Here is a 25,061-nt window from a genome sequence, read left to right on the forward strand (position 1 = left end):
GAAGATTAGTTTTGGTTCGGGGTCAAGCCATCGAACCCGGATGTAAATCCTGCCAGCGACATTTCGATTTCCAAAACCTGGTTGGGCGCAAGAACCGACACAATCGACAAAATCGCTTTGTTGCCGCCCTTCATTGCATCCACATCGCCTTCGGTAAATCCGAGTTGAGCGATACATCCAACTGGGTTGCAGTGGTGATAGTTGTAGCGTTTGCCAGGGGCGCCATCGACAGAAACAGCAAGTTGCGACGGGATATGGGTTTCCAGAGGGACGATAACCGTTGCGGCGGCAACCGCTGCGATTCCTTCTGGTAACTTCTCGATAGTAACTTCAGCAATCGGTTGGCCCTGTTGGCCCGTTAGAATTTGGCGCAACGCACAAGGATCATCGCCGCTTTCAGTCTTTATGCAGGATACTTCCCAGTCGCCAGATTGTTTTTCGACGTATTGCTCACCAATACGCGGGCCAGTTTCGCCTAAATCCAGATCGCCTTGGGCTGTTTGCCCACTGTCAGCTTGTGGTGATTCCGTCGGCTGCGCTTCAGTTGTTTCCTGGGCGAACACTGCGCCACAGCAAAGGGTGGCTGCCAACAGGTTTAGTGGAACAAGTTTCCTGATCATGAATGCCTCGTTGTGCTGATCCAGCTTTTTTTTCCATCTAGCATCCCAACCTTGCCGTGTCAGGTTTAATCCGACTAGAACATCTGAAATTGATCGTATTTTCGCCTAATTCGTCAATTTTTTGCCGATCCCGCCCAACAAAAAAGGGAGCCGTTTGATCGGCTCCCTTTTTGTTTGGTTTCTCCCCGTCGGACTGGCCGACTTAGTTATGGCGCGACGTTACGAGAGGGGAACCCGGTGGTCAACTGTTAACGTAAAAAAGTGATCTGAATCGGGTGATAAGCAGTCGAAACCTAAAAAAGCCGTGCCCTAAGGCACGGCCAGTCGACAGGGAGGAAGTTTGCTTCCCCGCAGAAAACCCACATGGAAAGCAGATTGACTATCGCACTTAAAGGTTAACTTTATATGCTTTGGAAAGATCGGTGAAAGCAGGGGCGAGTTATCAATGAACGATAAGGTCTTTTTAGGCGGCGCGGGAGCAGATTACAGTCAGCCACAAGGATTGGCTTTGAACTATGCCAATCGACACGGGCTGATTGCCGGGGCGACCGGTACCGGTAAAACAGTGACACTTCAGATTTTGGCCGAAGGCTTCTCGCAGGCCGGAGTTCCTGTTTTTTTGTCCGACGTCAAAGGTGACCTTTCCGGGTTGGCTCTTGCCGGTAGTGACGAGCACAAACTGCATCAGGCTTTTTCTGAACGCGCTGCTCGGATCGGGTTCGACACGTTTAGCTACGCTGCCTGCCCTGTGACTTTCTGGGATTTGTTTGGTGACCAAGGGCACCCAGTCCGCACTACAGTAACCGAGATGGGACCGCTGTTGTTGTCACGCCTGCTGGAGTTGAGCGAGGCACAAGAGGGTATCTTGAATATTGCCTTCCGGGTAGCAGACGAAGAAGGGATGCCGCTCTTGGATCTCAAGGACTTGCAATCTCTGCTGGTTTGGATCGGCCAAAACCGCGAGGAACTATCGCTTCGGTACGGCAATGTTTCAACCGCCTCCATTGGTGCCATTCAGCGGCGCTTGCTAGTTCTGGAAAATCAGGGCGGTAAAAATCTTTTTGGTGAACCCGCACTGGATTTGTCCGACCTGATGCGCAAAGACGAAATCGGTCAGGGCATGGTGAATATCCTTGCTTCGGACAAGCTGATGGGAGCACCCAGGCTCTACGCCACTTTCCTGCTTTGGCTGCTTAGCGAATTGTTTGAGGAATTGCCGGAGGTTGGTGATCCAGACAAGCCCAAACTGGTATTCTTTTTTGACGAAGCTCACTTGCTGTTCGATGATGCGCCCAAGATTCTTGTCGACAAGGTCGAACAGGTTGCGCGCCTTATCCGCTCTAAAGGCGTGGGCGTTTATTTCATCTCACAAAATCCGGCTGATATTCCCGAGGATATCTTGGGACAGCTTGGTAATCGAGTTCAGCACGCTTTGCGTGCCTTTACCGCAAAGGATCGCAAAAATTTGCGGTTGGCCGCCGAAACCTATCGGGAAAACCCGAGTTTTGACACAGAAACGGCCATTCGCGAGGTAGGCGTGGGAGAGGCGGTGACTTCGCTACTCGAAAAAAAAGGGGTGCCAGGTATTGTCGAACGTACCCTTATTCGACCGCCGGGATCGCAATTGGGGCCGATTAGCGCAAGTGAACGCAAGGCTCTGATGGCCGCTTCCGAAATGGCGGGCAAGTACAAAATCCCAGTAGATCGAAAATCAGCCTACGAAATTCTTCAAGCCCGCGCGAGTGCCGCTGCAAAAGCCGCTGAACAAGCCGAAGCAGACGAAGTCATTGAAAACCAATCACCAATGGAACGAGAGTTTAGCGCCGCCAGACGTTATTCCGGTAGCCGTGTTGGTCGGTCAACTGCGCGCAAGACGCGAAAAAAAGACACGTTTGCGTCTGCGATGAGCGAGGCGGTCATAAAAGAACTAAAAGGAACGACCGGACGGCGCATGGTTCGAGGAATTCTGGGAAGTTTGTTCAAAAACCGATAAGTCAAGGATTGGTGTCAGCGCCACAGAAATTCAGCGCAAGACAAGAAACTAATTTTTAAGTCTACGCTGGCCTTCTTGCCTGCAATATGCATCCGCCTCGGGCACTGACATCTTTGTCGCAGGAAAATTGATTGCCCGGTCCCACGAGACACGGTCTTGACGATAGAGCTGACAGGTAACTTCGCCTTTGGGGGTCTGAACCGTGACCGGTGTGGTTTCAAGGTCTTCGGGTGTCGGTATGCACCCGGATAAAACGGCAACTAACGGAACTGTCAGGGTAGCGAATTTATATGGGATATTCATTTCAGTCACCAACCTTCAGTAATCGTTGTCACTCGATTTGCTCCAAATCGTCCAATCAATCCATACATGATGATCCGATTTGTTCTCTCGCGTGAGCAGTAGAGAAAGCGTTTATAAAATTTTAACCTTTCGTGCAAGAAACCGCACCGTGTTTACAGCGCGGTGTGCGATTTTAACCTCTTGGTCAGGACTATTTTTCCGGGATCAGGCCTTTTGGATTGAACCTAAGTACAATCAGCAAAATCAAACCCATTGTAAGCATCCGCATGTGCTGAACATTCGCTTGAATGTGGTCGCTCATTAAAACAAGACCAGAAGCGATGGATTGCAACAGACTAGACGAGTTCTCGGAAAGGGAAGCTTGCAGTGACGCTGACCCGTTTTGCATCAAAGTTGCGGCATACGTGCCCATCGGCTCGACCTGCACCCAAAGGAACCAGATGACGAAAGCCCCGAGGACAGCACCGAAATTGTTCCCCGATCCGCCAACGATAACCATTACCCAAACCAAAAACGTAAAGCGCAGCGGTTGATAGGCTCCGGGCGTAAGCTGTCCATCTAACGTCGTCATCATTGCGCCGGCTATTCCGCAGATTGCTGAACCCAGTACAAAAATCTGCAAGTGGCGGCGGGTTACATCCTTACCCATGGCTTCGGCGGCGACTTCATTGTCGCGGATCGCGCGCATCATCCGGCCCCAAGGACTGCGCAGCGCCATCTGGGCCATCCACAGTAAAATTACCAAAATAACTGCGAAAAGCAGCGAATAACCCAGCTTTACTGACAAGGTCGACGCCGTCACCGGGTCCAGCCCCAACCATTCTGCCCGGGCGATGAAATCCGGATCCTGCTGAAGATCTACTTCGTAACCCACAATGGGTGTCGGGCGTGGTATTCCATAGACATTCTTGACGCCACGCGCCAACCAATCTTCGTTTTTTAGGACCGCGATGATGATTTCGGCAATACCAAGTGTCGCAATAGCCAAGTAGTCCGACCGTAGACCCAACGCCGTTTTTCCAATCAGCCAAGCAGCCCCCGCCGCTAACAAGCCTCCTGCAGGCCAGGCAAAAAGTACGGGTAGGTTCATCCCACCTAAATTACCTTCAACTGCTGGATTAATAGCTTCAACTGCAGCAATGCTGGGATCAAAAATCGCCCGATAAACAAAGAAACCGACGACGAGAACCCCAATAATTGAAAGTGTCTGTGCACGACCCTTTGGAACTTTTTTGGCAATCATGACCGCAGCGACAACAGTTGCGGCGCCGAGCAAAAGAGACAGAACTACGCCATAGCCTCCTGCAGCCCAGGCTCCTGGTGTAGGCGGTGTCGATACAAGGACCACGGCCAAGCCACCTAAAGCGACGAAACCCATGACACCCACGTTGAACAAACCAGCAAATCCCCATTGAAGGTTCACTCCGATTGACATGATGGCCGAGATCAAACCCATGTTTAGAATGAGGATTGCAGCATTCCATCCTTGAAGCACGCCTGTAACAAGAATAAGCGCGCCGACGATCGCGAACAGAAACGCGTTTTTAGTCGTCTCGCTCATACCGCTTTTCCTTTAAACAGGCCTGTAGGCTTGAACAGAAGAACGATCAGCAGGATCACAAAACTAACAGCGAACTTGTAATCGGTAGACAGCAATTGAACCAATCCTGACGGCTCCAAACTCTCTGGTGCCAGATAAGTGAGTACCTTCTTCCACGCGTAGGTGATTGTTACTTCTGAAAATGCAATAATAAAGCCGCCTGCGATTGCGCCTATTGGGTTGCCCAATCCTCCTACTATAGCCGAAGCGAAGATTGGTAGCAGGAGTTGAAAATAGACAAACGGCTTAAAGCTTTTATCAAGCCCATACAGTACTCCAGCAGTCGTTGCCAGCGCTGCGACTATTATCCAAGTTATCATCACGACCCGTTCAGGGTTGATACCGGATAGCAGCGCCAAATCTTCGTTATCTGAATAGGCGCGCATGGATTTTCCAGTGCGCGTTTTGTTCAAAAACCAGAACAACAAAGCAACTGCAACCACAGCCACGATGACAGTAATTCCCTGAGACGTTTTGATTGCAAGGCCTTCGCGTAAGCCAGTTATGGCTTTGAAATCTCTCGCAGAAATCAGAAATCTGGCGCCGTCGGAAAACCTTTGATCATCAGGACCGATGATGAAACGCACGAGCCCATTCATGATGAACATGACGCCCATCGAGACGATCACCAGTATCACGGGCTTAGCCTTTTGTTCGCGGTAGAAGCGATAAACAATTCGGTCTGTGATAAGAACCAAAACGATGCAACCCAAGATGGCAAAAGGCAAAGCCAACAGCGCCGTGGGAAGGGGCCCAAAACCAATTCCGGCTGCTTGGAATCCCCAAGTGACCAAAACTGCGATCATCGCGCCAAAGGCCATCGTGTCACCATGCGCAAAGTTCGAAAACCGCAAAATGCCGTAAATCAGCGTGACTCCGAGCGCACCCAGCGCCAGTTGACTGCCATAGGCAATCGCGGGAACGATGACAAAGTTGGAGAGCGCGACAAGGGCGTTGAGGAAGTCCATCAGATTTGCACCCCCCGTTCAACATAACCTGCCAGTCTTGTCCTTAGGGTGATACATGTGAAGACAATAGAGTTTTCTTCTGCAAGCATTCTTATCCCCCCAAAAAGCTCTTGCGCACTTCCGGATCGGCCAACAATTCCTTGCCTGTACCAGTGTAGGCGTTGCGCCCTTGCACAAGCACATAGCCTTTGTCTGCGATTTCAAGTGCTTGGCGGGCATTTTGTTCGACCATTAGAATCGGCAAACCTGTACGCGAAACTTCGATAATCCGGTCGAACAGCTCGTCCATAACAATAGGGGATACGCCAGCGGTCGGCTCGTCCAACATTAGAACCTTGGGCTGGGTCATCAGTGCACGGCCGACGGCGACTTGTTGGCGCTGGCCCCCCGACAACTCCCCAGCAGTTTGATTACGCTTTTCGCGCAGGATCGAGAACAGCTCAAAAACTTGTTCCATCGTTTCAGAGATGTCGTCCCGGCGAATGAATGCGCCCATTTCCAGATTTTCTTCGACGGTCATCGAGGTAAAAATGTTCTGGGTCTGCGGTACGAAACCCATGCCTTTAATAACGCGGTCTTGCGGGGTGAGCGATGTTATATCCTCACCGTCCAGCCGCACAGATCCGGCGCGAACATCCAGCATTCCGAAAACAGCTTTCATCGCAGTAGATTTGCCTGCTCCGTTCGGGCCGACAATGACCGCAATTTCCCCTTTGTCGACCGCAATCGTGCAGTCGTGAAGTATATCTGGCCCCTTGCCGTAGCCGCCTGTCATAGTATCGCCGATTAAAAAGGGTCCACCGTCGACCTTGGTGACAGGCCCGCTTTTTTTGTACGCGGGCGTCATGGTTCCGATCCCGGCCTTGTTGGTGATCGAGGCGTCCTTGTTGCCCTTATCATCGTGATAAGGGTTGTCACTAGAGCTGCGGCTCATGTATGGGCCTCCAGCTTGTCTTTATTTTTCAGACCTGTACCTAAATAGGCTTCGATCACGTGTTCGTTCGCCTTGATTTCATCTAACGTGCCCTCGGCCAGTACTCTGCCTTCGGCCATGCAGATGACGGGGTCGCAGATTTTTCCGATAAAATCCATGTCATGCTCGATGACCACAAAAGTATAACCGCGTTCCTTGTTAAGACGCAGGATCGTGTCTGCAATTGTCATCAGCAGAGTGCGGTTCACGCCTGCGCCGACCTCATCCAGAAATACGATTTTGGCGTCAACCATCATGGTGCGACCCAGTTCCAGCAACTTCTTTTGCCCGCCAGAAACTTGACCGGCCTTGTGATCGGCCAGATGCTCGATTGTCAGAAATTCCAGCACTTCGTCAGCTTTGGCCTGCAAAGCGCGTTCTTCGTCAGCAATACGTTTGCGTCCGAACCAAGTATTCCAAAGTGACTCACCCGATTGCGCGCCAGGAACCATCATGAGGTTCTCCCGACAAGTCATCGACGAAAATTCATGCGCGATCTGGAACGTGCGCAGCAAGCCCTTGTGAAACAGGTCGTGCGGAGGCAAGCCGGTAATATCTTCGCCATCCATAAACACTTTGCCGCTTGTGGGCGGCAGCACCCCGGCGATGACATTAAACAGCGTTGTTTTGCCGGCTCCGTTCGGCCCGATTAGGCCCGTGATCGAGCCCTTTTCGATCTCCAGTGTCGCCCCGTCCACTGCGTGGAAACCGCCGAAATGCTTATGCACGTCTTCAACGACGATCATCTTATCCCCTAGCCGCCGTTGTCGGCGTTGTTTTTGTTCCATCCCCAAAAAGTGCAGTCTTTTTTCATTGAATCAGCCCGGGAGCAAGGCCCGGGCTGATTGCTATATACATATTTGAATGGGATCAACGGAAGTTAACGGTCTTGTTTTCACCGTCTGTCACTTCGATCTCACGGTAGGAGCCAGCACTTTCACCGGGGCCGATTAATTCGACTCCAGATGCACCGACATAATCGATGTCTTGTCCGGCAGCCAGTAGTTCTAGACCCTTGGCCAGTTCACCCGGATAAATCTTTTCGCCGGGTTCGTTCGCAACCTCCAGCACTTTGCCGACATAGTCCGCTGGGTTTGTCGAACCCGCCGCTTGCATTGCCAGCATGAAAAGCGCTGCTGCATCATAAGATTCCGGTGAGTACGGCGATGAACCGTCAAATCCCGCGGCTTCGGCCATAGCGAAGTATTTCTCTGCGCCTTCGCCACCCGAACCAGCAATCTGACCGAACGATCCATTGAGGTCGGGGCCGACGTTGGCTGGCAACGAGTCACCGATCATACCGCCGGGCAATCCGAATGTGTCAAAAGCTCCGCTATCCAACGCTGATTGAATGATGCCCAGTCCGCCCTGATCAAGATAACCTGCAACAACAAGAATGTCGCCGCCTGCAGACGCAAGAGCGCCAACTTCTGCTGAATAGTCCGCTTTGCCATCCTCGTGGGCAGCAACAATCGTGACTTCACCACCGACAGCTTCAAAAGACGTTTGAATAGCGTCAGCCAAACCCTTGCCGTAGTCATTGTTTGTATAAGTCAACGCGATCGAATTGATCCCGCGATCCTGCAGGATGTCGGCCATGACCTGACCTTCACGTGCGTCCGACGGTGCCGTGCGGAAAAACAGGCCGTTATCTTCCATGGTCGACAGACCAGGTGATGTGGCTGAGGGTGAAATCATGACCATGCCGTTTGGTATCGCCACGTTCTGAAGTATTGCACCGGTAACACCCGAGCAATCGCCCCCGATGATGCCTGCGACACCTTCCGCGATCATGCGTTCGCCGTTCGCTGTTGCCAATCCGTTGTCAATACAGCCGGTGTCTGCGCGCATGCTTGTGACGGTGGCGCCATCCAAAAGTTTGCCGGACTCCGTTACTTCGGCCATCGCCAGTTCGGCACCAGTTCCCATGGCTGGAGAAAGTGATTCAATCGGGCCGGTAAAACCGAAGAGAACGCCAAGCGTGACATCCTCGGCCATGGCCGAACCGGCCAGCAATGCGGTTGCTGCAGTTGCAGTAAGCAGCTTTTTCATTTGGTTACTCCCTGTTTTGAACTTTTTTGTTCTGAGCAAGACCCTAGGCAAGCTATCGGAAAAAGAAAAGTACTAACGAAACTGTGTTTTCTCTGATTAGGAACCTATCTGTTTTATCGGGATAGCGGTTGTTCCCGCTGTCACGTGTCAAATGATGGAGCGGCATCATGTCCAAATTCCTTGCAACGGTATTTCTTTGCCTTTGGGCTGGATCGCTCAGCGCCGATGTTTTGCAAACTTCAGCCGGCCCCGTACAAGTTTCAAAGGTGGCAGAAGGTCTGGACACACCTTGGGCAGTCGGGATTTTGCCGGATGGATCGTTCCTCGTAACGGAACGGGATGGAGACTTGCTGTACGTCAGCAAAGGCAAGGCACGGCGCGTGAAAGGAGCGCCAAAAGTCGCCGCGAACGGGCAGGGCGGTTTGCTTGATGTTACTGTGGCAAAAAACTTCCAACGAACCCGCGAGATTTTTCTGACTTTTTCCAAACCACAAAAAGGAGGTGCAGGAACGGCTTTGGCTGTTGCTCGTCTGTCAGAATCTGGTGATCGCCTTACAAATTTACGCGTGATTTTTGAAGCTGTTCCCGGCGGTAGCGGCGGGCGCCATTTCGGATCACGGGTCGTTGAAGCTCCAGACGGGAAACTGTTCGTAACGATTGGAGATCGCGGTGACAGACCGCAGGCTCAAAACAGGTCAAATCATATGGGTACAGTTATCCGCATAAATCGCGATGGAACGGTGCCAGCGAATAATCCATTTGTCGGTCAATCAGATATACGACCTGAAATCTGGAGCTATGGTCATCGAAATCCTCAGGGAGCTGGCCTTGACGGGCGGGGAAACCTCTGGCTGTCCGAGCACGGCGCGCGCGGTGGAGACGAGGTGAACCGGATCAAGCCGGGCGCAAATTATGGATGGCCGGTAATTTCCTACGGTGTCCACTATTCCGGCGACAAAATCGGCGAAGGCACATCTAAGCCGGGGATGGAACAACCCGAACACTATTGGGATCCATCAATAGCGCCGTCCGGCTTAATGGTTTACTCGGGCAAATTGTGGCCAGAGTGGCGAGGCAATCTGTTCGTGGGATCGCTCAAATTCGATTATATCGCCCGGCTGTCAGGATCCAATTTGCGAGAGGTCGAGCAGATCAAAGGCCCGGAAACCGAGCGCGTCAGGGATATAGTAGAGGCACCAGACGGTTCAATTTGGTTTATTTCTGTCGGGCAGGGCGCGATATACCGGATGGTGCCAGCGAGTTAGACAGATAACCTTCCGCTTTGCGCTCCACGCTCGCGATATGGCGTAGTGTTGTAGTGTGCACGGTAGCATTTCGAAAAATGCGACGGACTGGCAAAACCGCAGGCCAGTGCCACGTTTATGACGCTCATATCCGTCTGCATAAGTAGATTTCGTGCCTTATGCAGACGCAATTCCATATAATACCTCTTGGGCGAGCGGCTGAGGTAACGACGGAACAACCTTTCAAGCTGTCTGGTCGACATTCCTACATCCTTGGCCAGGATAGAAGGGGAAATCGGCTCTTCGATATTCTTTTCCATCATGAGAATGACTTGGCTGAGCTTGGGGTGGCGAACACCAATTCGAGTTGGCGTGGACAGACGCTGTGTGTCCTGGTCAGTTCGAATAGAGGAATAGATCATCTGATCTGCCACCGCGTTGGCCAAATCCTCGCCGTAATCGTCCGCAATTAGCTTTAGCATCAAGTCAATGGATGAGGTTCCGCCAGCGGTGGTCATTCGATTTCCGTCGATCTGAAACACAGACTTCGTAAGTTCTACAGTGTCAAACTCTTCAGCAAAACTGTCTGAGTTTTCCCAATGTATTGTCGCACGTTTGCCTTCCAGCAGCCCGGCTTTGGCCAAGGTATAAGTTGCTGTGCATAGACCGCCGATCCTAAGACCCTTGCGTGCTTCGCGTCGTATCCAGTTCAGAATACGCTTGGTGGTGGCGGCCTGCACGTCAACGCCACCACAAATCAGAATTACGTCGTCACGCTGTAGTTCGACGAGATCGCAATCGACGGTGAACGTCGTGCCTGCCGAACATTTGACAGTTTCGCCACCTTCGGCGGCCAATTGCCAGGTATAAAGCTCGCGGTTGGCCATTCGGTTTGCAATGCGCAAGCTGTCCAAAGCCGATGCAAAAGACAGAAGCGAAAACTTCTCCAACAAAACAAACACAAAGTTTTTTGGCTTGTCAGTGTTGCTGTCCACAGTGACAACTTGGCGTTGCTCTTGCATGGCGAACTGTCCTTGATTCGGAGCGCGCCGTGAATTTGGCGGCGGCTGGTCTGCCCGCAACCATGCTCAAAGCTTATTTGCGGCGTCAAGAGGCGCAAAAGGGATATGGTCACTCTTCGCAGCTTTTTGTATAGAGACACCCTGAATTACCTCAGCGGAGATCAAAGCTATGACCGAGTGGCAAAAATCGAACTGGCGCAACAAGCCCCGTGTTCAGATGCCCGAGTATACCGATGCGGCCGCGCTGGCCAAAGTCGAGGCTCAGCTTTCGCAGTATCCCCCGCTGGTTTTTGCGGGTGAGGCACGACGCCTCAAGCAGCATTTGGGCGCCGCTGGCCGTGGCGAGGCTTTCTTGTTGCAAGGCGGAGACTGTGCCGAGAGTTTTGACCAATTTAGTGCGGATGCTATCCGCGACACCTTTAAGGTGATGCTGCAAATGGCGATGGTTCTTACCTATGGGGCAAAAGTCCCTGTGGTTAAAGTTGGCCGTATGGCGGGTCAGTTTGCCAAGCCACGCAGTGCGCCAACCGAGGTTGTGGATGGTGTAGAACTACCCAGCTATCGCGGCGACATTATTAATGAGCTGGCTTTTACGCCAGAAGCTCGAGTTCCGAACCCAGCTAAGATGCTGCAAGCGTATACGCAGGCGGCCGCAACGCTGAACTTGTTGCGCGCGTTTTCAACAGGCGGTTTTGCAGACATGAACCGCGTGCATTCTTGGACTCTGGGTTTCACCGACGAACAGGATGTACAAAAATATTCTGAAATAGCAGATCGAATTCAAGACACCATCGATTTCATGGATGCCGCGGGAATCACTGCAGACACCACACATGAATTTTCGACCGTCGAGTTCTACACAAGCCACGAAGGGTTGCTTCTGGAATATGAAGAAGCCCTGACGCGGTTGGATTCGACTTCGGGAAATTGGTTGGCTGGGTCAGGTCATATGATTTGGATCGGTGACCGTACCCGGCAGCCTGATGGCGCTCATGTCGAATTTTGTCGCGGCGTTTTGAACCCAATTGGATTGAAGTGCGGACCTACTACTACCGCCGAGGACCTGAAGATTTTGATGTCCAAGCTGAACCCGGACAATGAAGAGGGTCGTTTGACGCTGATCGCACGTTTTGGTGCAGGAAAAGCTGGCGAGCATCTTCCACGCCTGATCAAGGCAGTTAAAGAAGAAGGCGCGAAGGTAACCTGGGTCTGTGATCCGATGCACGGCAACACCATCAAATCGGCGACGGGTTATAAAACGCGACCGTTTGACTCGGTTCTACGTGAGGTACGTGATTTCTTTGGCGTCCATCAGGCTGAAGGAACAGTGCCGGGTGGTGTACATTTCGAAATGACCGGTTTGGACGTAACAGAATGCACTGGCGGTGTCCGAGCGGTGACCGAAGAAGACCTATCGGATCGGTATCACACGGCATGCGACCCCCGCCTCAATGCGTCGCAGTCGTTGGAGTTGGCGTTCCTCGTGGCCGAAGAACTCACTAACTTGCGCAGCAATGGCTCTAAACGCGCCGCGAGCTAAGTGCAGGTTTTGCTGAACCAAAACGGCGGGCCGGGTGCTCGCCGTTTTTTAATTTTGATCAGTCGTCCCGTGACGAAACGAGCCTCAGGTGAGGTGGAGCCGATTTGAATTCAGCCTGTTCCTCGGCCAGCCCCATGTTTTGCAAGCCGGACCGCACCGGTGGCTTTTGGATATCGTGCACGGTCCTTATCTTGTTTTCCGCTATGGTAAATCGGCGGGGTGTCGATACGATTGGGCCATCACTAACCAGAACACCCAGTGCTCTGCTAATATCGCCAAGATCGCTTTTCAGCGGCAGCAAAAGCATTCTCGCCTGAAGCTTTGCGCGCCCAAGTTTGCCAGATGAAACAAGGCCCAATTCTGCAATTGCGGGTTGGGAGAAAACCCTATCCAAATGCCTCGTTACAGCGCCGCGAGCGCTGGGCTCGAAATAGGCTGTCAGAGGCATTCCTCGAACCTCCATACCCGCGAGTTTCGTCAAATGGCTTCCCGCCAGTCGAAACCTCGCCAAACCAGGTGCGATCCTTTCCAGAACGAAAGTATACTCGAGGATATTCTCAAGCCCGCGCGGATCGATTTGAGACCGCATCGGAACTTCACCGCCAGTTAAGAGAGCGGTCCAGTATGCTTCGGCCTGACGGATAGGGGACAAGCTACGCCCACTGTCAAAGCGGTCCATTGCAATGATCTTTCCAAAGTCGGAGTTGGCGTCCGTTCCAAAAAAAGTTTTCATTTTCATTACCCTTACGCCGATTAGCCAGGATTTTCCTAAAATGCCATCTAAATGGCGGATCGTCGGCCTGATAGTCTCTGTGCTCGTAAGACTGACACGGGTTTAATCAATTTTGGAGGAAATATTTAACTAATGGTTAACTTGTCCGAAGATTTGACGAATAAGCAAGGCCTTGCCCCACAGCAACGGATAGCATTAGGTGCGGCAGGCAACTTTGGAAAGGACAGGCATGATCAAATCCATGACCGGTTTTGCCTCGGGAAAAGGGGAGCACGGCCCTCACAGTTGGGGATGGGAACTGCGCAGCGTCAATGGTAAGGGGCTGGACCTACGCTTGCGAGTACCGGATTGGTTAACCGGTCTTGAAGCGGCACTAAGATCCGACCTGTCAAAAACTTTGGGTAGAGGGAATGTCATACTTTCCTTGCGATTGAGTCGGGAAGAATCTTCGCAGGACATTAAACTGAACGTGCCGGCGATGGAGGCAGCCTTGGATGCTTTGGTTGCAGCAGAAGCGATGGCGTCGAAACGAGGTTTGTCACTTGCGCAATCCAAGGCCAGTGAACTTTTGTCGTTAAAAGGAATGATCGAAGCTGGACCTGATGTTGATGATGCGGGTCCGCTGGTGGAATTTCTCAAGTCCGATTTCAGCGCTTTACTGTCTGATTTTCTGGAAATGCGTCGGACCGAAGGTTTGGCGCTGGAAGCGATAATAAGGGACCAACTGGAAAGCATTGAAAACTTGACTCAGCGCGCCGCGGCATTGGCAGAAAAACGGCGTCAAGAAATGAGGCAGGCGCTACGAGAAAATCTGGCGCGTGTCTTGGATAACTCTCATGGTGCTGACCCCGACCGGGTTGCGCAAGAGCTGGCCTTGATCAGCGTTAAAGCAGACATCACAGAAGAGATCAATCGTCTGGCAGCTCATGTTTCAACCGCGCGCGGTTTGTTGCAGCAGGACGGGCCTGTCGGCCGCAAACTGGATTTTCTGACACAGGAATTCAATCGCGAGGCCAACACCCTTTGTTCGAAATCCCAAAATGCTGACTTGACGTCGGTGGGGCTGGAGTTGAAGGCAGTGATCGATCAAATGCGCGAGCAAGTGCAAAACGTAGAATAGTGACGGGAACTACATCATGGCGGATCGCCGAGGCCTATTAATCATTCTGTCCTCGCCATCAGGCGCAGGAAAGTCCACGCTGGCTCGCCGGTTGATGCAATGGGACTCGAATTTAGAGTTTTCCATCTCGGCCACGACCCGAGCCCCGCGACCGGGTGAGGAACACGGGCGCGAATATTTTTTCCTTTCTGAAGACGCGTTTAAACAACAGGTTACAGACGGTCAGATGCTTGAACATGCTCATGTTTTTGGGAACTTCTATGGTTCTCCCGCTGGTCCGGTGCGTGACTCGATTGATCAGGGCAGGGACGTTTTGTTTGATGTTGATTGGCAAGGGGAAGTCCAGATTCGCAATTCTGATCTGGGTAAGCACGCTTTGTCGATCTTCATTCTTCCGCCTTCGATCCCCGAATTGAGACGACGTTTGGAGGTTCGAGGTCAGGACAGCGACGATGTGATTGCGAAACGGATGCTGAAAAGCTGGGATGAGATCAGCCACTGGGGCTATTACGATTACGTACTGATTAATGACGATCTGGATGCAACCGAGGAAAAGCTAAAGACAATTGTCAGTGCAGAACGAATGCGCCGCATTCAGCAGCCAGGATTGCAGGAACATATTCGAACTTTGCAGGCTGAATTTGAGGATCAATAGATGACGTTTTATGCACTGGGCGACGAGAAGCCGCAGATTCATGAGGACACATGGGTGGCGCCGGACGCCAACCTCATCGGTAAAGTTGTACTCGAACAGGGCGCTTCGGTTTGGTTCGGTACTACTATTCGGGCCGATCATGAAGAAATTCGAGTGGGCGCCGGAAGTAACGTTCAGGAAAACTGCGTCATGCACATCGATCCAGGTTATCCGTTGACCATCGGCCGGAATTGTACGATTGGACACAAGGTGATGTTGCATGGTTGTGTGATCGGTGAAAACAGCTTGATCGGAATGGGTTCGATCATTCTGAATGGAGCTAAAATTGGTAAGAATTGTCTTATCGGCGCCGGTGCTTTGATAACAGAAGGCAAGGAAATTCCAGACAATTCACTAGTCATGGGCGCGCCCGGCAAGGTGGTGCGTCAACTGGACGAAGCCGCGGCAAAAAGCATAACGTTGAGTGCACTGCACTATCAGGACAATATGCGGAAATTCCGGGATCAGATGGCACCCGTTTCGTCCGCTGATCTGAAGTAACAGGCCGGAAAATGTCCAGCGAGTTGATTGATGAGTTCATTGCCGCGGTGCCCATGCCCGCACTAATGGTTGATCAGACAGAACGCATCATTGCAGCAAACACTGAATCCAAAACTTTGCTGGGACCGAATATTCAAGGGCGCCATTTCGCGACTATTCTTCGGCAACCGCAAGTTATAGACACCATCGAAAACAGTCTTCGCAGCAAAGGTCACACTAAAACCCGACATCTATCCAATGACGGAGCACAGGACACCACCTTTGAAGTAGAATGCCGATATATGAACGGAATTGGAGCCGTATCGGGTGGTGCGGTTTTGGTCGTGTTTCAGGATGTTACGCATTTAGAGCAAGCCAGTCAGATGCGTCGGGATTTTGTTGCCAACGTTAGCCACGAGCTTCGCACGCCTCTTACGGCACTGATGGGGTTTATAGAAACACTTCGTGGACCTGCTCGGGACGACGCGGCCGCACGGGAGCGTTTCCTCAAGATTATGACAGACGAAGCTTATCGCATGAATCGTTTGGTCGGCGACTTGTTGTCGTTAAACAGAGTCGAAAGCGAAGAGCGTGTAAGGCCGACTGAGCAAGTTGATATAAACGGGTTGCTTCAGTCGATCCTGAATGCACTGCGACCATTGAGTGACGACGCCTCGGTCGAATTATCACTGACCGCGCCGGAAGGGCCGGTGATGGTGACCGGTGACAGCGACCAATTGCGGCAGGTTTTTACCAATCTGGTGGAAAACGGAATAAAATATGGGGGTAGCGGCGGAAGCGTTGAGATTAAGTTAATCCCATCTGAAAGAAACATCGCTATTCGAGGACCTGCGGTAAGGGTGCAGGTTATTGACAAGGGTCCCGGCATAGACGCCGTCCATCTACCTCGTCTGACCGAAAGGTTCTATCGGGCCGACAATCATCGGTCCCGACAACTGGGGGGAACGGGTTTGGGATTAGCGATCGTAAAACACATTGTGAACCGGCATCGCGGACGGTTGCGTGTAGAAAGCGACCTGGGCAAGGGATCGGTTTTTACCGTCATTTTGCCACGCTGATTTTGTGCAATTTGGACCCCGGTCAAATATTCAAAGTGAATCTCAGCAAAATTCCGCAGTGTCATAATACTGTTACATCAGTGTCACAAAACCCTTACGGACGACTCATAGGGGTTCGCTCGAGATCATCATGGGGGTGATCACCTTCAAACATTCAGGGAGACTGTAATGTCCTTTGTAAAACTGTCGGCTTCCGCGCTGGCGATTGCTGCTGTTTCGGCCACCACTGCTGCTGCACGTGACAACGTCCAAGTTGCCGGTTCGTCGACTGTTCTGCCTTATGCGTCTATTGTTGCTGAGCTGTTTGGTGAAAACACTGACTTCCCGACACCTGTTGTGGAATCGGGTGGCTCATCAGCAGGCCTTAAGCGTTTTTGCGAGGGCGTAGGCGAAAACACCATCGACGTGGCGAACGCATCGCGCGCAATTCGTGAAAAAGAAATCAAGGCGTGTGCTGACAATGGCGTGACTGATATCATGGAAGTCCGCATCGGCTATGACGGCATTGTTTTCGCAAGCCAGCAGACTGGCCCGGCGTTCACAGCGTTCCAACCTTCAGACATCTACAATGCCATCGGTGCCAAGGTCATGAAAGACGGTGCACTGGTTGACAACAGCTTTAACACTTGGGCTGAATTCAACAGCGATTTGCCGGACGTTGAAATTGCGATGTTCATCCCCGGTACCAAGCACGGTACTCGTGAAGTGTTCGAAGACAAGGTTTTGCTGGCCGGCTGCGAATCGACTGGTGCTATGGAAGCTATGATCGCAGGCGGCATGAGCGAAGACGACGCTGAAGACGCATGCTTGGATGTTCGCGCCGACGGAAAATCGGTCGACATCGACGGTGACTACACCGAAACTTTGGCTCGCATCGACACGAACCCGAACGGTATCGGCGTGTTTGGACTGGCGTTCTATGAGAACAACACCGACAAGCTGAAAGTTGCAACGATGGGTGGCATCGCTCCTTCAACTGAAACCATCGCTTCGGGCGAGTACCCTGTTTCGCGTCCGCTATTCTTTTACGTTAAGAAGGTGCATATTGGCGTAATCCCTGGCTTGAAGGAATACGCCCAGTTTTTTACGGCTGATGAAATCGCAGGCGGTTCTGGCCCTCTGGCCAATTATGGCTTGGTAGCGGATCCTGAGCTTGCAAAAACTCAGGATGCAATCGCCAACGAAATTACCATGGGCTCGGGCAGCTAAGCCTGACATTGGTTAAAAATGCAGGGGCGGCACGCGTGCCGTCCCAAACTTCTTGAATAATTCCCAAATAGACCTGTGGGGGTGCCATGCCGATACTTTGGCTTATTCTGATCGTTTTCGCGATCGCGGCAGTCGGTTTTTTTCTTGGGCGGTCCCGCGCTTTGCACAGTTCCGGAGGCGACAGCCGGGGCTTGCACTCGCTTCCCTTTTATTACGGCGCAAATGTAGCCTTAAAAACCGCGGTTCCCGCATTTGGTCTTATGATCATCTGGCTGTTGGTTCAGCCGTTATATGTCAATTCTCAAGTGTCGGAGATGATCCCCGACTCTGCTGTCAAAGAGGGCTCGTCCCGCAGTTTAGTAATGGCCGAAGTTCGCCGAACTGCATCGGGCTTGAACAATGCGATTGCGCAAGGTCACCTGACCGAGGACATGGTAAATAACGCGCGTGCAGATATTACCGACATGACCCAACGCCTGAAGGACGCCGGGCAAGTCGTGACCGCTGAAATCACCCAGCCCGTTTTGCGAGCGGCTCAAAGCTATCGAACTCTGACCTCGACTGGCTATTCGATCATGACTGTCGGTGTAATATTGGTCGCATTGTTGGGTGCAGGTGCCGGTTGGTTGCAAACCAGTTCTGAATACCGGGCCAGAAACGTTGTGGAACAAGGGGTCAGCGTGCTTCTTTTCGGGGCCGCCTCAATCGCCATCCTCACAACGATTGGTATCGTGCTTTCACTTGTGTTTAACACTTGGGAATTCTTCAAACTGTACCCCGCGACCGAGTTCTTTTTTGGTACGACTTGGGCGCCAAGTTTTTCAGGTCGAGGTGGATCGTCATCACTTGGTATCATTCCTTTGCTTTGGGGCACCTTCTATATCTCGCTTGTTGCGTTATTGGTGGCGGTGCCGATCGGCCTGTTTGCCGCGATCTACTTAAGTGAATATGCGTCTCCGCGTGTTCGTTCTTTTGCTAAACCGATGCTTGAAGTTTTGGCAGGCATCCCAACCATTGTTTACGGCTTGTTTGCGTTGCTGACTGTCGGACCGTTGCTGCTTGGCGTTTTTGGTGATGAGGGCTTGGGTTGGATGAAGGCCGGAACTGCGGTCATGACAGCTGGCCTTGTCATGGGCATCATGCTCATCCCTTTTGTTTCTTCCCTGTCCGACGACATCATCAACGCCGTTCCCCAAGCTATGAGGGACGGGTCTTATGGCCTTGGCGCCACGCAATCTGAAACAATTCGGCAGGTTGTTCTGCCAGCGGCGTTGCCGGGTATTGTAGGCGCGATTCTTATGGCTGGCTCGCGTGCAATCGGTGAGACGATGATCGTTGTTCTTGGTGCAGGTGCTGCTGCAAGGCTCAGCCTCAATCCGTTTGAAGCAATGACAACCGTCACCGCCAAAATTGTAAGCCAGTTGACTGGTGATGCCGACTTTGCCTCGCCCGAGGCGCTGGTTGCTTTTGCGTTGGGTATGACACTTTTCATCCTAACGCTGGGCTTGAATATCTTCGCCCTTTACATCGTGCGTAAGTACCGGGAGCAGTACGAATGACTGATGCAAGCATGCAGAACCCTAAAACGGGTGGACATGGTGTTTCTCTGACCGCTGCCGATGCCCGCACTCGTAAACGAGCCAATGCGGAAAAAAGGTTTCGCGCTTACGGAATTGCGGCCATCGCCACCGGTTTGTTCTTTCTCATTGTGCTCTTTGCTTCGATCCTTTCACAGGGGATACCTGCGTTCACAAGGACTGTGATTAGTGTTGAATTCACTTTGTCTCCTGCGGAACGCGACGAAGCAGAAAGTACTTTGTTCAAGACCAAAGCATATTCAGATCTTTTTATCAGATCACTGAACAACGAATTGGCGGAAAACGGAATAAAGGTTGATTTTGACGAAGCGGCAATTGAGCGTCTTCTTGGCAAAGTCGGCGGTACGATCCGGACTTTCTACAGCGAAAATCCGGACAAATTGGGTGAACCAATAGAATTCGATCTGGCTGCTTCAAGCCGTGTGGACGGATACTTCAAAGGCAGGGTGTCCAGAGATACTATTCAAGACAGTCGGTTTCTTCAAAAAAGCGATCTGGACCTTGTAGACGTGTTGGAAGAAGCCGGCATAATCAAACAGGTTTTCAACTGGCCGTTTATTACCGGTGCTGACTCGGGCGTGGATAACCCCGGTGGTGCAGGAATTGGCGCATCGGTTGTCGGCTCGTTCTTCATGATGCTGGTCGTGCTTGGCCTGTCGCTGCCAATCGGAGTGGCCGCATCGATTTATCTGGAGGAGTTTGCGCCGCAGAACCGCTTCACTGACTTGATTGAGGTGAACATTTCGAACCTTGCGGCCGTGCCATCCATCGTATTCGGCATTCTGGGTCTCGCGGTCTTTATTCAGTTCATGCACCTGCCGCAATCAGCGCCTTTGGTTGGTGGACTGGTGCTTACGCTGATGACTTTACCGACAATCATCATCTCTACCCGCGCGTCACTTAAGGCGGTGCCACCGTCGATCCGAGACGCGGCGTTGGGGGTAGGGGCATCAAAAATGCAGGCAGTCTTTCATCACGTGCTGCCGCTTGCAGCACCAGGTATCTTGACTGGGACTATCATCGGACTTGCTCAAGCCTTGGGTGAAACCGCCCCGCTTCTATTGATTGGAATGGTTGGTTTCGTTGCTCGCGGTTACCCAGATGGTTTCCTTGCTGGTTTCACCGAGCCAAACTCGGCCATGCCAGCACAGATTTATACCTGGGCAGCCCGCGCAGATGTCGGTTTTTACGAGAAAGCCTGGGGCGGGATAATCATTCTTTTGATTTTTCTGCTGAGCATGAACATCATCGCAATTATCCTACGCCGCCGTTTTGAACGCCGCTGGTAAAAAGGGCCATCCCAATGAACGACATGTCGCGAGTGGAGAGACAAGTGGACACCAAAGAAATTAAGTTGGAGTGCCGAGACTGCCAAGTTTACTACGGTGACAACCACGCCATAAAAGATGTTAATGTCGATATCGAAGACAAAACGGTCACCGCATTCATCGGCCCTTCTGGTTGCGGTAAATCGACTTTCTTGCGCTGCTTGAACCGGATGAACGACACAATTGATATTGCCCGTGTTGAAGGTTCGTTCAAACTGGATGGCGAAGACATTTACGACAAGCGGGTCGACCCGGTGCAGTTGCGCGCCAAAGTCGGCATGGTCTTCCAAAAACCAAACCCGTTCCCCAAATCGATATACGATAACGTCGCATATGGCCCACGAATTCATGGCCTTGCCAAGAACAAAGCGGAACTTGATGAAATCGTAGAGAAATCTTTGCGGCGCGGTGCAATTTGGGAAGAGGTTAAGGATCGGCTGCATGCTCCTGGCACCGGTCTGTCAGGCGGTCAGCAACAACGTCTATGCATCGCCCGGGCTGTAGCAACCGAACCCGAAGTTCTGTTGATGGATGAACCCTGCTCTGCCCTGGATCCGATTGCGACAGCGCAGGTGGAGGAGCTGATCGATGACTTGCGGTCGCGTTACTCAGTTGTCATCGTGACACACTCGATGCAGCAAGCAGCGCGTGTTAGTCAAAAGACGGCGTTTTTCCACCTTGGAAATCTCGTGGAATTCGGTGAAACCGGGCAGATTTTTACCAACCCCGAAGACCCTCGCACCGAAAGTTACATCACTGGCCGTATTGGCTGAACATAGGTATTTGGATATGACCGAACAACACATAGCATCAGCTTTTGACCGCGACCTTGAAGCGATCCAGGCTCATATTATGAAGATGGGTGGGTTGGTCGAAGCAGCCATCATGGGTGCTGCGCGCTCGTTGGAGATGCGAGATGAAGAGCTTGCTCAAGAGGTTAAGCAAGGCGACAAGGCCATTGATGATCTGGAAGAGGTAATAAATGAAGAAACCGCGCGACTAATCGCATTGCGTGCACCCACCGCCAGCGATCTGCGTCTGGTCCTTTCGGTTTTGAAGGTTTCTGCTAACCTCGAACGTATTGGTGATTATTCTAAGAACATTGCCAAACGTACCTCGGTACTTGTGAACACCTCCGAGATTAACGGCAGTGCGGCTGCACTGCGGCGTATGGCTCGCGAGGTCGAACGCATGCTGCGAGATGCTCTTGATGCCTATATTCAGCGCGATGCAGAACTTGCCAGAGATGTGATCGATCGAGACGAAGAAGTCGATCAAATGTATAACGGTCTTTTCCGTGAATTCTTGACGTTCATGGCAGAGGACCCGCGGAATATTTCCGCCTGTATGCACCTACATTTCATTGCAAAGAATATCGAACGCATGGGTGATCACGTGACCGCAATCGCAGAGCAAGTCATCTATCTTGTGACAGGGGAAACTCGCACCGAGCCGCGCCCCAAAGCCGACGTGACTTCGCAAACTTTTTAGGAGTACAGGACGATGTCCGCGGATCGGCCAACTGTTTTGGTTGTAGAAGATGAATTGGCCCAACGCGAAGTTTTGGCCTACAACCTCGAAGCCGAAGGCTTCAGCGTGTCAAAGGCGGCCAGCGGTGACGAAGCGCTATTGTTGGTCGATGAAGATAACCCAGATATTATCGTTTTGGATTGGATGATGCCAAACCTGAGCGGCATCGAAGTGTGTCGCCGGTTGAAAACCCGACCGGATACTCGGTCGATCCCAATTATCATGCTCTCGGCGCGTTCTGAAGAAGTTGACAAGGTTCGTGGATTGGAAACGGGTGCTGACGACTATGTGGTCAAACCTTATTCCGTAGTTGAATTGATGGCCCGAGTGAGGACGCAATTGCGACGGGTGCGTCCGGCCACAGTAGGATTGCGACTTGAATTTGATGATATCATTCTGGATTCTGAAACCCACAAAGTTAGCAGGGGTGACAAACCCTTGAAACTGGGTCCTACCGAGTTTCGACTATTGAGCACGTTCATGGAAAAACCCGGTCGTGTGTGGAGTCGCGAGCAACTATTGGATCGAGTTTGGGGGCGCGATATTTACGTGGATACACGCACAGTGGACGTCCATATCGGAAGGCTCCGCAAGGCGCTGACGCAGCATGGTGGTGAAGATCCCGTACGTACGGTTCGTGGGGCTGGCTACGCTCTTGGCTGAAAACTAGCGGGGCAGGGCGTCTTCGGTTTGTGCCTGGGATGCCAACCAGTGCCGGAACTGCCGCAGAGAATGATTTTCAGACTTTTCGCGCGGCCAGACCAAGTAATATGAACCGAGCGTGTCGACCGCCTTTGGAAAAGCCGCAATTAGTTTTCCTGTGGCCAGATCTTGTTCGACTACATAGTTCGGTATCAAGGCGACCCCAAGTCCATGAAGGGCAGCCTGATTAATTGTTGAAAACTGATCATGGACCGTTCCGGGCAAAGGGTGGGGGGCATCCACACCCATTTGAGCAAACCACTCCTGCCAAGCCTTTGGCCGGGTCTGAATGTGTAATAATGGAAATTTCAGCAAGTCTTTTGGCGCCGCAGGAGTGCCGTTTGGCAGAAGTTCGGGTGCACACACAGGCAGAACACGCTCCATCTGCAATAACAACCGATCTGTTCCTGGCCAATCCGGTTCGCCAAAATGCAAAGCAGCATCAAAGGGTTCCGAGGCAAAATTGAACGGCCGCAAACGCGTCGACATATTTATCGTTACATCTGGATGCAGACGTGCAAAGTCCGGCAGTCTTGGAACCAGCCAGCGCATTCCGAATGTAGGTAAAATGGCAAGGTTAATGGTGCCGCCAACAGACGCGACATGTAATTTTAGCGCCGCTTGAGCGATCTGCGACAACGCTGGTCTAATTTGTTGGACGTAGTCTTGCCCCGCTTTCGTCAGCATCAAACGCTTGCGGTCGCGACGTACCAGATCCGCGCCAAGGAGCGTCTCAAGTGTTTGCAGTTGCCGGCTTATCGCGCCTTGCGTTAAGGCCATTTCCTCTGCAACAGCAGATGCAGAACCAAGCCTGTCGAGTGCTTCGAGTGCTCGCAAGGCGGAAATTGAGGGTAGGATAGGGCGCCCAACTTTGATCATCTATGCGTTTTAGTCATGAAAACATGAGAATGTCTCGCTGTTTTTTGAGGAAATCTCAGATTAGACTGTTGGAAGCCTTTTGATTTGCGGAGATGTGACATGAACGCGCCCGACCCGAAACCAACTTTGCGCGCTAAAGATGCACCTGAGCTTGGCGTTTTTACGTGGGATGATCCGTTTCGACTTGCCGATCAATTGCAAGAGGATGAACGCCTTATTGCAAAGAGCGCGCGCGCTTATGCGCAGGACAAGTTGCAACCGCGCGTCACGCAAGCCTTCCAGACTGAGGAAACCGACCCAAACATCTTCCGTGAAATGGGTGAAATGGGTTTGTTGGGCCCGACGATACCAGAAGAGTACGGAGGGATCGGAGCAGGCTATGTTACCTATGGTCTTGTCGCCAGGGAAATCGAGCGTGTTGATTCCGGTTACCGTTCGATGATGTCGGTACAAAGCTCTTTGGTGATGTATCCTATTTATGCGTATGGCAACGAAGAACAACGCCGGAAATACCTTCCGAAATTAGCCAGTGGCGAATGGATCGGATGTTTCGGATTAACCGAGTCCGAGGCTGGTTCGGATCCCGCAGGCATGAAAACCCGAGCGGAAAAGATCGACGGTGGATACCGATTAACAGGCAGCAAGATGTGGATATCAAACGCACCGATCGCTGATGTTTTCGTAGTCTGGGCCAAGTCTGACGCGCATGACGGTAAAATCCGGGGCTTTGTTCTGGAAAAAGGAACCAAGGGGCTGAGTGCGCCTAAGATCCAAAATAAACTGAGCCTTCGTACTTCTGTTACTGGCGAAATTGTGCTGGACAACGTCGAAGTTGGTGAGGATGCGCTTTTGCCAAACGTCCAAGGTCTGAAGGGGCCATTTGGGTGTCTGAATCGTGCGCGATATGGGATTAGCTGGGGTGCGATGGGGGCAGCTGAAAGCTGTTGGCACTCTGCGCTTCAATATGGGCTTGACCGGAAGCAGTTTAATAAGCCGCTGGCGCAGACTCAGCTGTACCAACGCAAGTTGTCGGATATGCAGACTGAAATCGCACTTGGGCTGCAGTCAAGCCTTCGGGTTGGTCGGTTGATGGACCAGGCCGAAGCTGCGCCAGAAATGATCTCGATCATCAAGCGCAACAATTGCGGCAAGGCTTTGGACATCGCGCGGATGGCTCGGGACATGCATGGCGGTAACGGAATTTCGCTGGAATTCCATGTCGTGCGTCACATGGTCAACCTAGAGACTGTGAATACATATGAGGGCACACATGACGTTCATGCGTTGATACTGGGGCGTGCGCAAACCGGGCTGCAAGCTTTCTATTGAGGCGACAACAATTCGCGTAATCAGTATTATGTTAAAACAAGATGTATCCTAAACATGTACACTGC

General features: G+C 51.9%; 24 protein-coding genes. 14 read left to right on the plus strand and 10 right to left on the minus strand.

Annotated elements, in window-relative coordinates:
- Nucleotides 1-5 precede the first annotated feature (5 nt).
- Nucleotides 6-620 carry an invasion associated locus B family protein gene (locus AC2FNE_RS06890; RefSeq protein ID WP_170480611.1) on the minus strand — a complete coding sequence of 205 codons (615 nt, stop codon included), beginning with the start codon at nucleotides 618-620 and terminating at the stop codon, nucleotides 6-8.
- A 445-nt stretch (nucleotides 621-1,065) separates the two neighbouring features.
- Here AC2FNE_RS06890 and AC2FNE_RS06895 point away from each other — a divergent pair, with 445 nt between their 5' ends.
- On the plus strand, nucleotides 1,066-2,613 hold the full coding sequence (locus AC2FNE_RS06895; protein WP_496805025.1) for a helicase HerA-like domain-containing protein: 1,548 nt from the start codon (nucleotides 1,066-1,068) through the stop codon (nucleotides 2,611-2,613).
- 48 nt (nucleotides 2,614-2,661) lie between these two features.
- Here the strand turns inward: AC2FNE_RS06895 and AC2FNE_RS06900 are convergent, their stop codons facing one another.
- The 6 genes from AC2FNE_RS06900 to AC2FNE_RS06925 form a co-directional block, all read right to left on the minus strand.
- Nucleotides 2,662-2,916 (minus strand): hypothetical protein, encoded by a 255-nt coding sequence (locus tag AC2FNE_RS06900; protein ID WP_170480607.1) that lies wholly within the window; start codon nucleotides 2,914-2,916, stop codon nucleotides 2,662-2,664.
- A gap of 190 nt (nucleotides 2,917-3,106) precedes the next feature.
- On the minus strand, nucleotides 3,107-4,477 hold the full coding sequence (locus tag AC2FNE_RS06905; RefSeq protein WP_496805026.1) for a branched-chain amino acid ABC transporter permease: 1,371 nt from the start codon (nucleotides 4,475-4,477) through the stop codon (nucleotides 3,107-3,109).
- Nucleotides 4,474-5,484, minus strand: a complete 1,011-nt coding sequence (locus AC2FNE_RS06910) for a branched-chain amino acid ABC transporter permease (RefSeq protein WP_170480603.1) — start codon at nucleotides 5,482-5,484, stop codon at nucleotides 4,474-4,476. Before AC2FNE_RS06910 ends, AC2FNE_RS06905 begins: the two co-directional genes overlap by 4 nt.
- Nucleotides 5,485-5,575: 91 nt before the next feature.
- Nucleotides 5,576-6,418, minus strand: coding sequence for an ABC transporter ATP-binding protein (locus AC2FNE_RS06915; RefSeq protein WP_496805027.1), 843 nt, complete (start codon nucleotides 6,416-6,418; stop codon nucleotides 5,576-5,578).
- The gene (locus AC2FNE_RS06920; protein ID WP_170606977.1) at nucleotides 6,415-7,203 is read right to left on the minus strand and encodes an ABC transporter ATP-binding protein; all 789 of its coding nucleotides are present in this window, start codon (nucleotides 7,201-7,203) and stop codon (nucleotides 6,415-6,417) included. The genes AC2FNE_RS06915 and AC2FNE_RS06920 overlap by 4 nt, the downstream gene beginning before the upstream one ends.
- 124 nt (nucleotides 7,204-7,327) lie before the next feature.
- A complete protein-coding gene (locus AC2FNE_RS06925) occupies nucleotides 7,328-8,509 on the minus strand; it encodes an ABC transporter substrate-binding protein (protein ID WP_170606975.1) in 1,182 nt (393 codons plus the stop codon).
- A gap of 167 nt (nucleotides 8,510-8,676) precedes the next feature.
- On the opposite strand from AC2FNE_RS06925, the gene AC2FNE_RS06930 reads away from it, so the two are divergent.
- Nucleotides 8,677-9,774 carry a PQQ-dependent sugar dehydrogenase gene (locus AC2FNE_RS06930; protein ID WP_170606973.1) on the plus strand — a complete coding sequence of 366 codons (1,098 nt, stop codon included), beginning with the start codon at nucleotides 8,677-8,679 and terminating at the stop codon, nucleotides 9,772-9,774.
- On the opposite strand, the gene AC2FNE_RS06935 is transcribed toward AC2FNE_RS06930, so the two are convergent.
- Nucleotides 9,771-10,775 (minus strand): GlxA family transcriptional regulator, encoded by a 1,005-nt coding sequence (locus tag AC2FNE_RS06935; protein ID WP_496805028.1) that lies wholly within the window; start codon nucleotides 10,773-10,775, stop codon nucleotides 9,771-9,773. The genes AC2FNE_RS06930 and AC2FNE_RS06935 overlap by 4 nt on opposite strands.
- Before the next feature lie 169 nt (nucleotides 10,776-10,944).
- On the opposite strand from AC2FNE_RS06935, the gene AC2FNE_RS06940 reads away from it, so the two are divergent.
- A complete protein-coding gene (locus AC2FNE_RS06940; protein WP_170480590.1) occupies nucleotides 10,945-12,315 on the plus strand; it encodes a class II 3-deoxy-7-phosphoheptulonate synthase in 1,371 nt (456 codons plus the stop codon).
- A 58-nt stretch (nucleotides 12,316-12,373) separates the two neighbouring features.
- On the opposite strand, the gene AC2FNE_RS06945 is transcribed toward AC2FNE_RS06940, so the two are convergent.
- A complete protein-coding gene (locus AC2FNE_RS06945; RefSeq protein ID WP_170607017.1) occupies nucleotides 12,374-13,048 on the minus strand; it encodes a PAS domain-containing protein in 675 nt (224 codons plus the stop codon).
- Between the two features lie 229 nt (nucleotides 13,049-13,277).
- Here AC2FNE_RS06945 and AC2FNE_RS06950 point away from each other — a divergent pair, with 229 nt between their 5' ends.
- The 10 genes from AC2FNE_RS06950 (at nucleotide 13,278) to phoB (ending at nucleotide 22,749) form a co-directional block, all read left to right on the plus strand.
- Complete coding sequence (locus AC2FNE_RS06950) at nucleotides 13,278-14,168, plus strand: YicC/YloC family endoribonuclease (protein ID WP_496805029.1); 891 nt, start codon at nucleotides 13,278-13,280, stop codon at nucleotides 14,166-14,168.
- Nucleotides 14,169-14,184: 16 nt separating this feature from the next.
- Nucleotides 14,185-14,823, plus strand: a complete 639-nt coding sequence (gene gmk, locus AC2FNE_RS06955) for a guanylate kinase (protein ID WP_170606969.1) — start codon at nucleotides 14,185-14,187, stop codon at nucleotides 14,821-14,823.
- Nucleotides 14,824-15,363: a gamma carbonic anhydrase family protein gene (locus AC2FNE_RS06960; protein ID WP_170606967.1), complete on the plus strand. Its 540-nt coding sequence runs from the start codon at nucleotides 14,824-14,826 to the stop codon at nucleotides 15,361-15,363.
- An 11-nt stretch (nucleotides 15,364-15,374) separates the two neighbouring features.
- Nucleotides 15,375-16,421, plus strand: coding sequence for an ATP-binding protein (locus AC2FNE_RS06965; RefSeq protein ID WP_170606965.1), 1,047 nt, complete (start codon nucleotides 15,375-15,377; stop codon nucleotides 16,419-16,421).
- Between the two features lie 168 nt (nucleotides 16,422-16,589).
- The gene (locus AC2FNE_RS06970) at nucleotides 16,590-17,630 is read left to right on the plus strand and encodes a substrate-binding domain-containing protein (RefSeq protein WP_496805030.1); all 1,041 of its coding nucleotides are present in this window, start codon (nucleotides 16,590-16,592) and stop codon (nucleotides 17,628-17,630) included.
- 86 nt (nucleotides 17,631-17,716) lie between these two features.
- A complete protein-coding gene (gene pstC, locus AC2FNE_RS06975; protein ID WP_496805031.1) occupies nucleotides 17,717-19,189 on the plus strand; it encodes a phosphate ABC transporter permease subunit PstC in 1,473 nt (490 codons plus the stop codon).
- Nucleotides 19,186-20,517 (plus strand): phosphate ABC transporter permease PstA, encoded by a 1,332-nt coding sequence (gene pstA, locus AC2FNE_RS06980; protein ID WP_170480574.1) that lies wholly within the window; start codon nucleotides 19,186-19,188, stop codon nucleotides 20,515-20,517. Before pstC ends, pstA begins: the two co-directional genes overlap by 4 nt.
- A 14-nt stretch (nucleotides 20,518-20,531) precedes the next feature.
- The gene (gene pstB / locus AC2FNE_RS06985) at nucleotides 20,532-21,329 is read left to right on the plus strand and encodes a phosphate ABC transporter ATP-binding protein PstB (RefSeq protein ID WP_170480572.1); all 798 of its coding nucleotides are present in this window, start codon (nucleotides 20,532-20,534) and stop codon (nucleotides 21,327-21,329) included.
- 16 nt (nucleotides 21,330-21,345) lie between these two features.
- Nucleotides 21,346-22,047 (plus strand): phosphate signaling complex protein PhoU, encoded by a 702-nt coding sequence (gene phoU / locus AC2FNE_RS06990; protein WP_170480570.1) that lies wholly within the window; start codon nucleotides 21,346-21,348, stop codon nucleotides 22,045-22,047.
- 12 nt (nucleotides 22,048-22,059) lie between these two features.
- Nucleotides 22,060-22,749, plus strand: coding sequence for a phosphate regulon transcriptional regulator PhoB (phoB, locus tag AC2FNE_RS06995; RefSeq protein ID WP_170606957.1), 690 nt, complete (start codon nucleotides 22,060-22,062; stop codon nucleotides 22,747-22,749).
- Between the two features lie 3 nt (nucleotides 22,750-22,752).
- On the opposite strand, the gene AC2FNE_RS07000 is transcribed toward phoB, so the two are convergent.
- The gene (locus tag AC2FNE_RS07000; protein ID WP_496805032.1) at nucleotides 22,753-23,667 is read right to left on the minus strand and encodes a LysR family transcriptional regulator; all 915 of its coding nucleotides are present in this window, start codon (nucleotides 23,665-23,667) and stop codon (nucleotides 22,753-22,755) included.
- 99 nt (nucleotides 23,668-23,766) lie between these two features.
- Between AC2FNE_RS07000 and AC2FNE_RS07005 the strand changes: the two genes are divergently transcribed.
- On the plus strand, nucleotides 23,767-24,996 hold the full coding sequence (locus tag AC2FNE_RS07005; protein WP_496805033.1) for an acyl-CoA dehydrogenase: 1,230 nt from the start codon (nucleotides 23,767-23,769) through the stop codon (nucleotides 24,994-24,996).
- The last annotated feature ends 65 nt before the right edge of the window (nucleotides 24,997-25,061 follow it).

The organism is Ruegeria sp. YKSD179 (assembly GCF_059612885.1).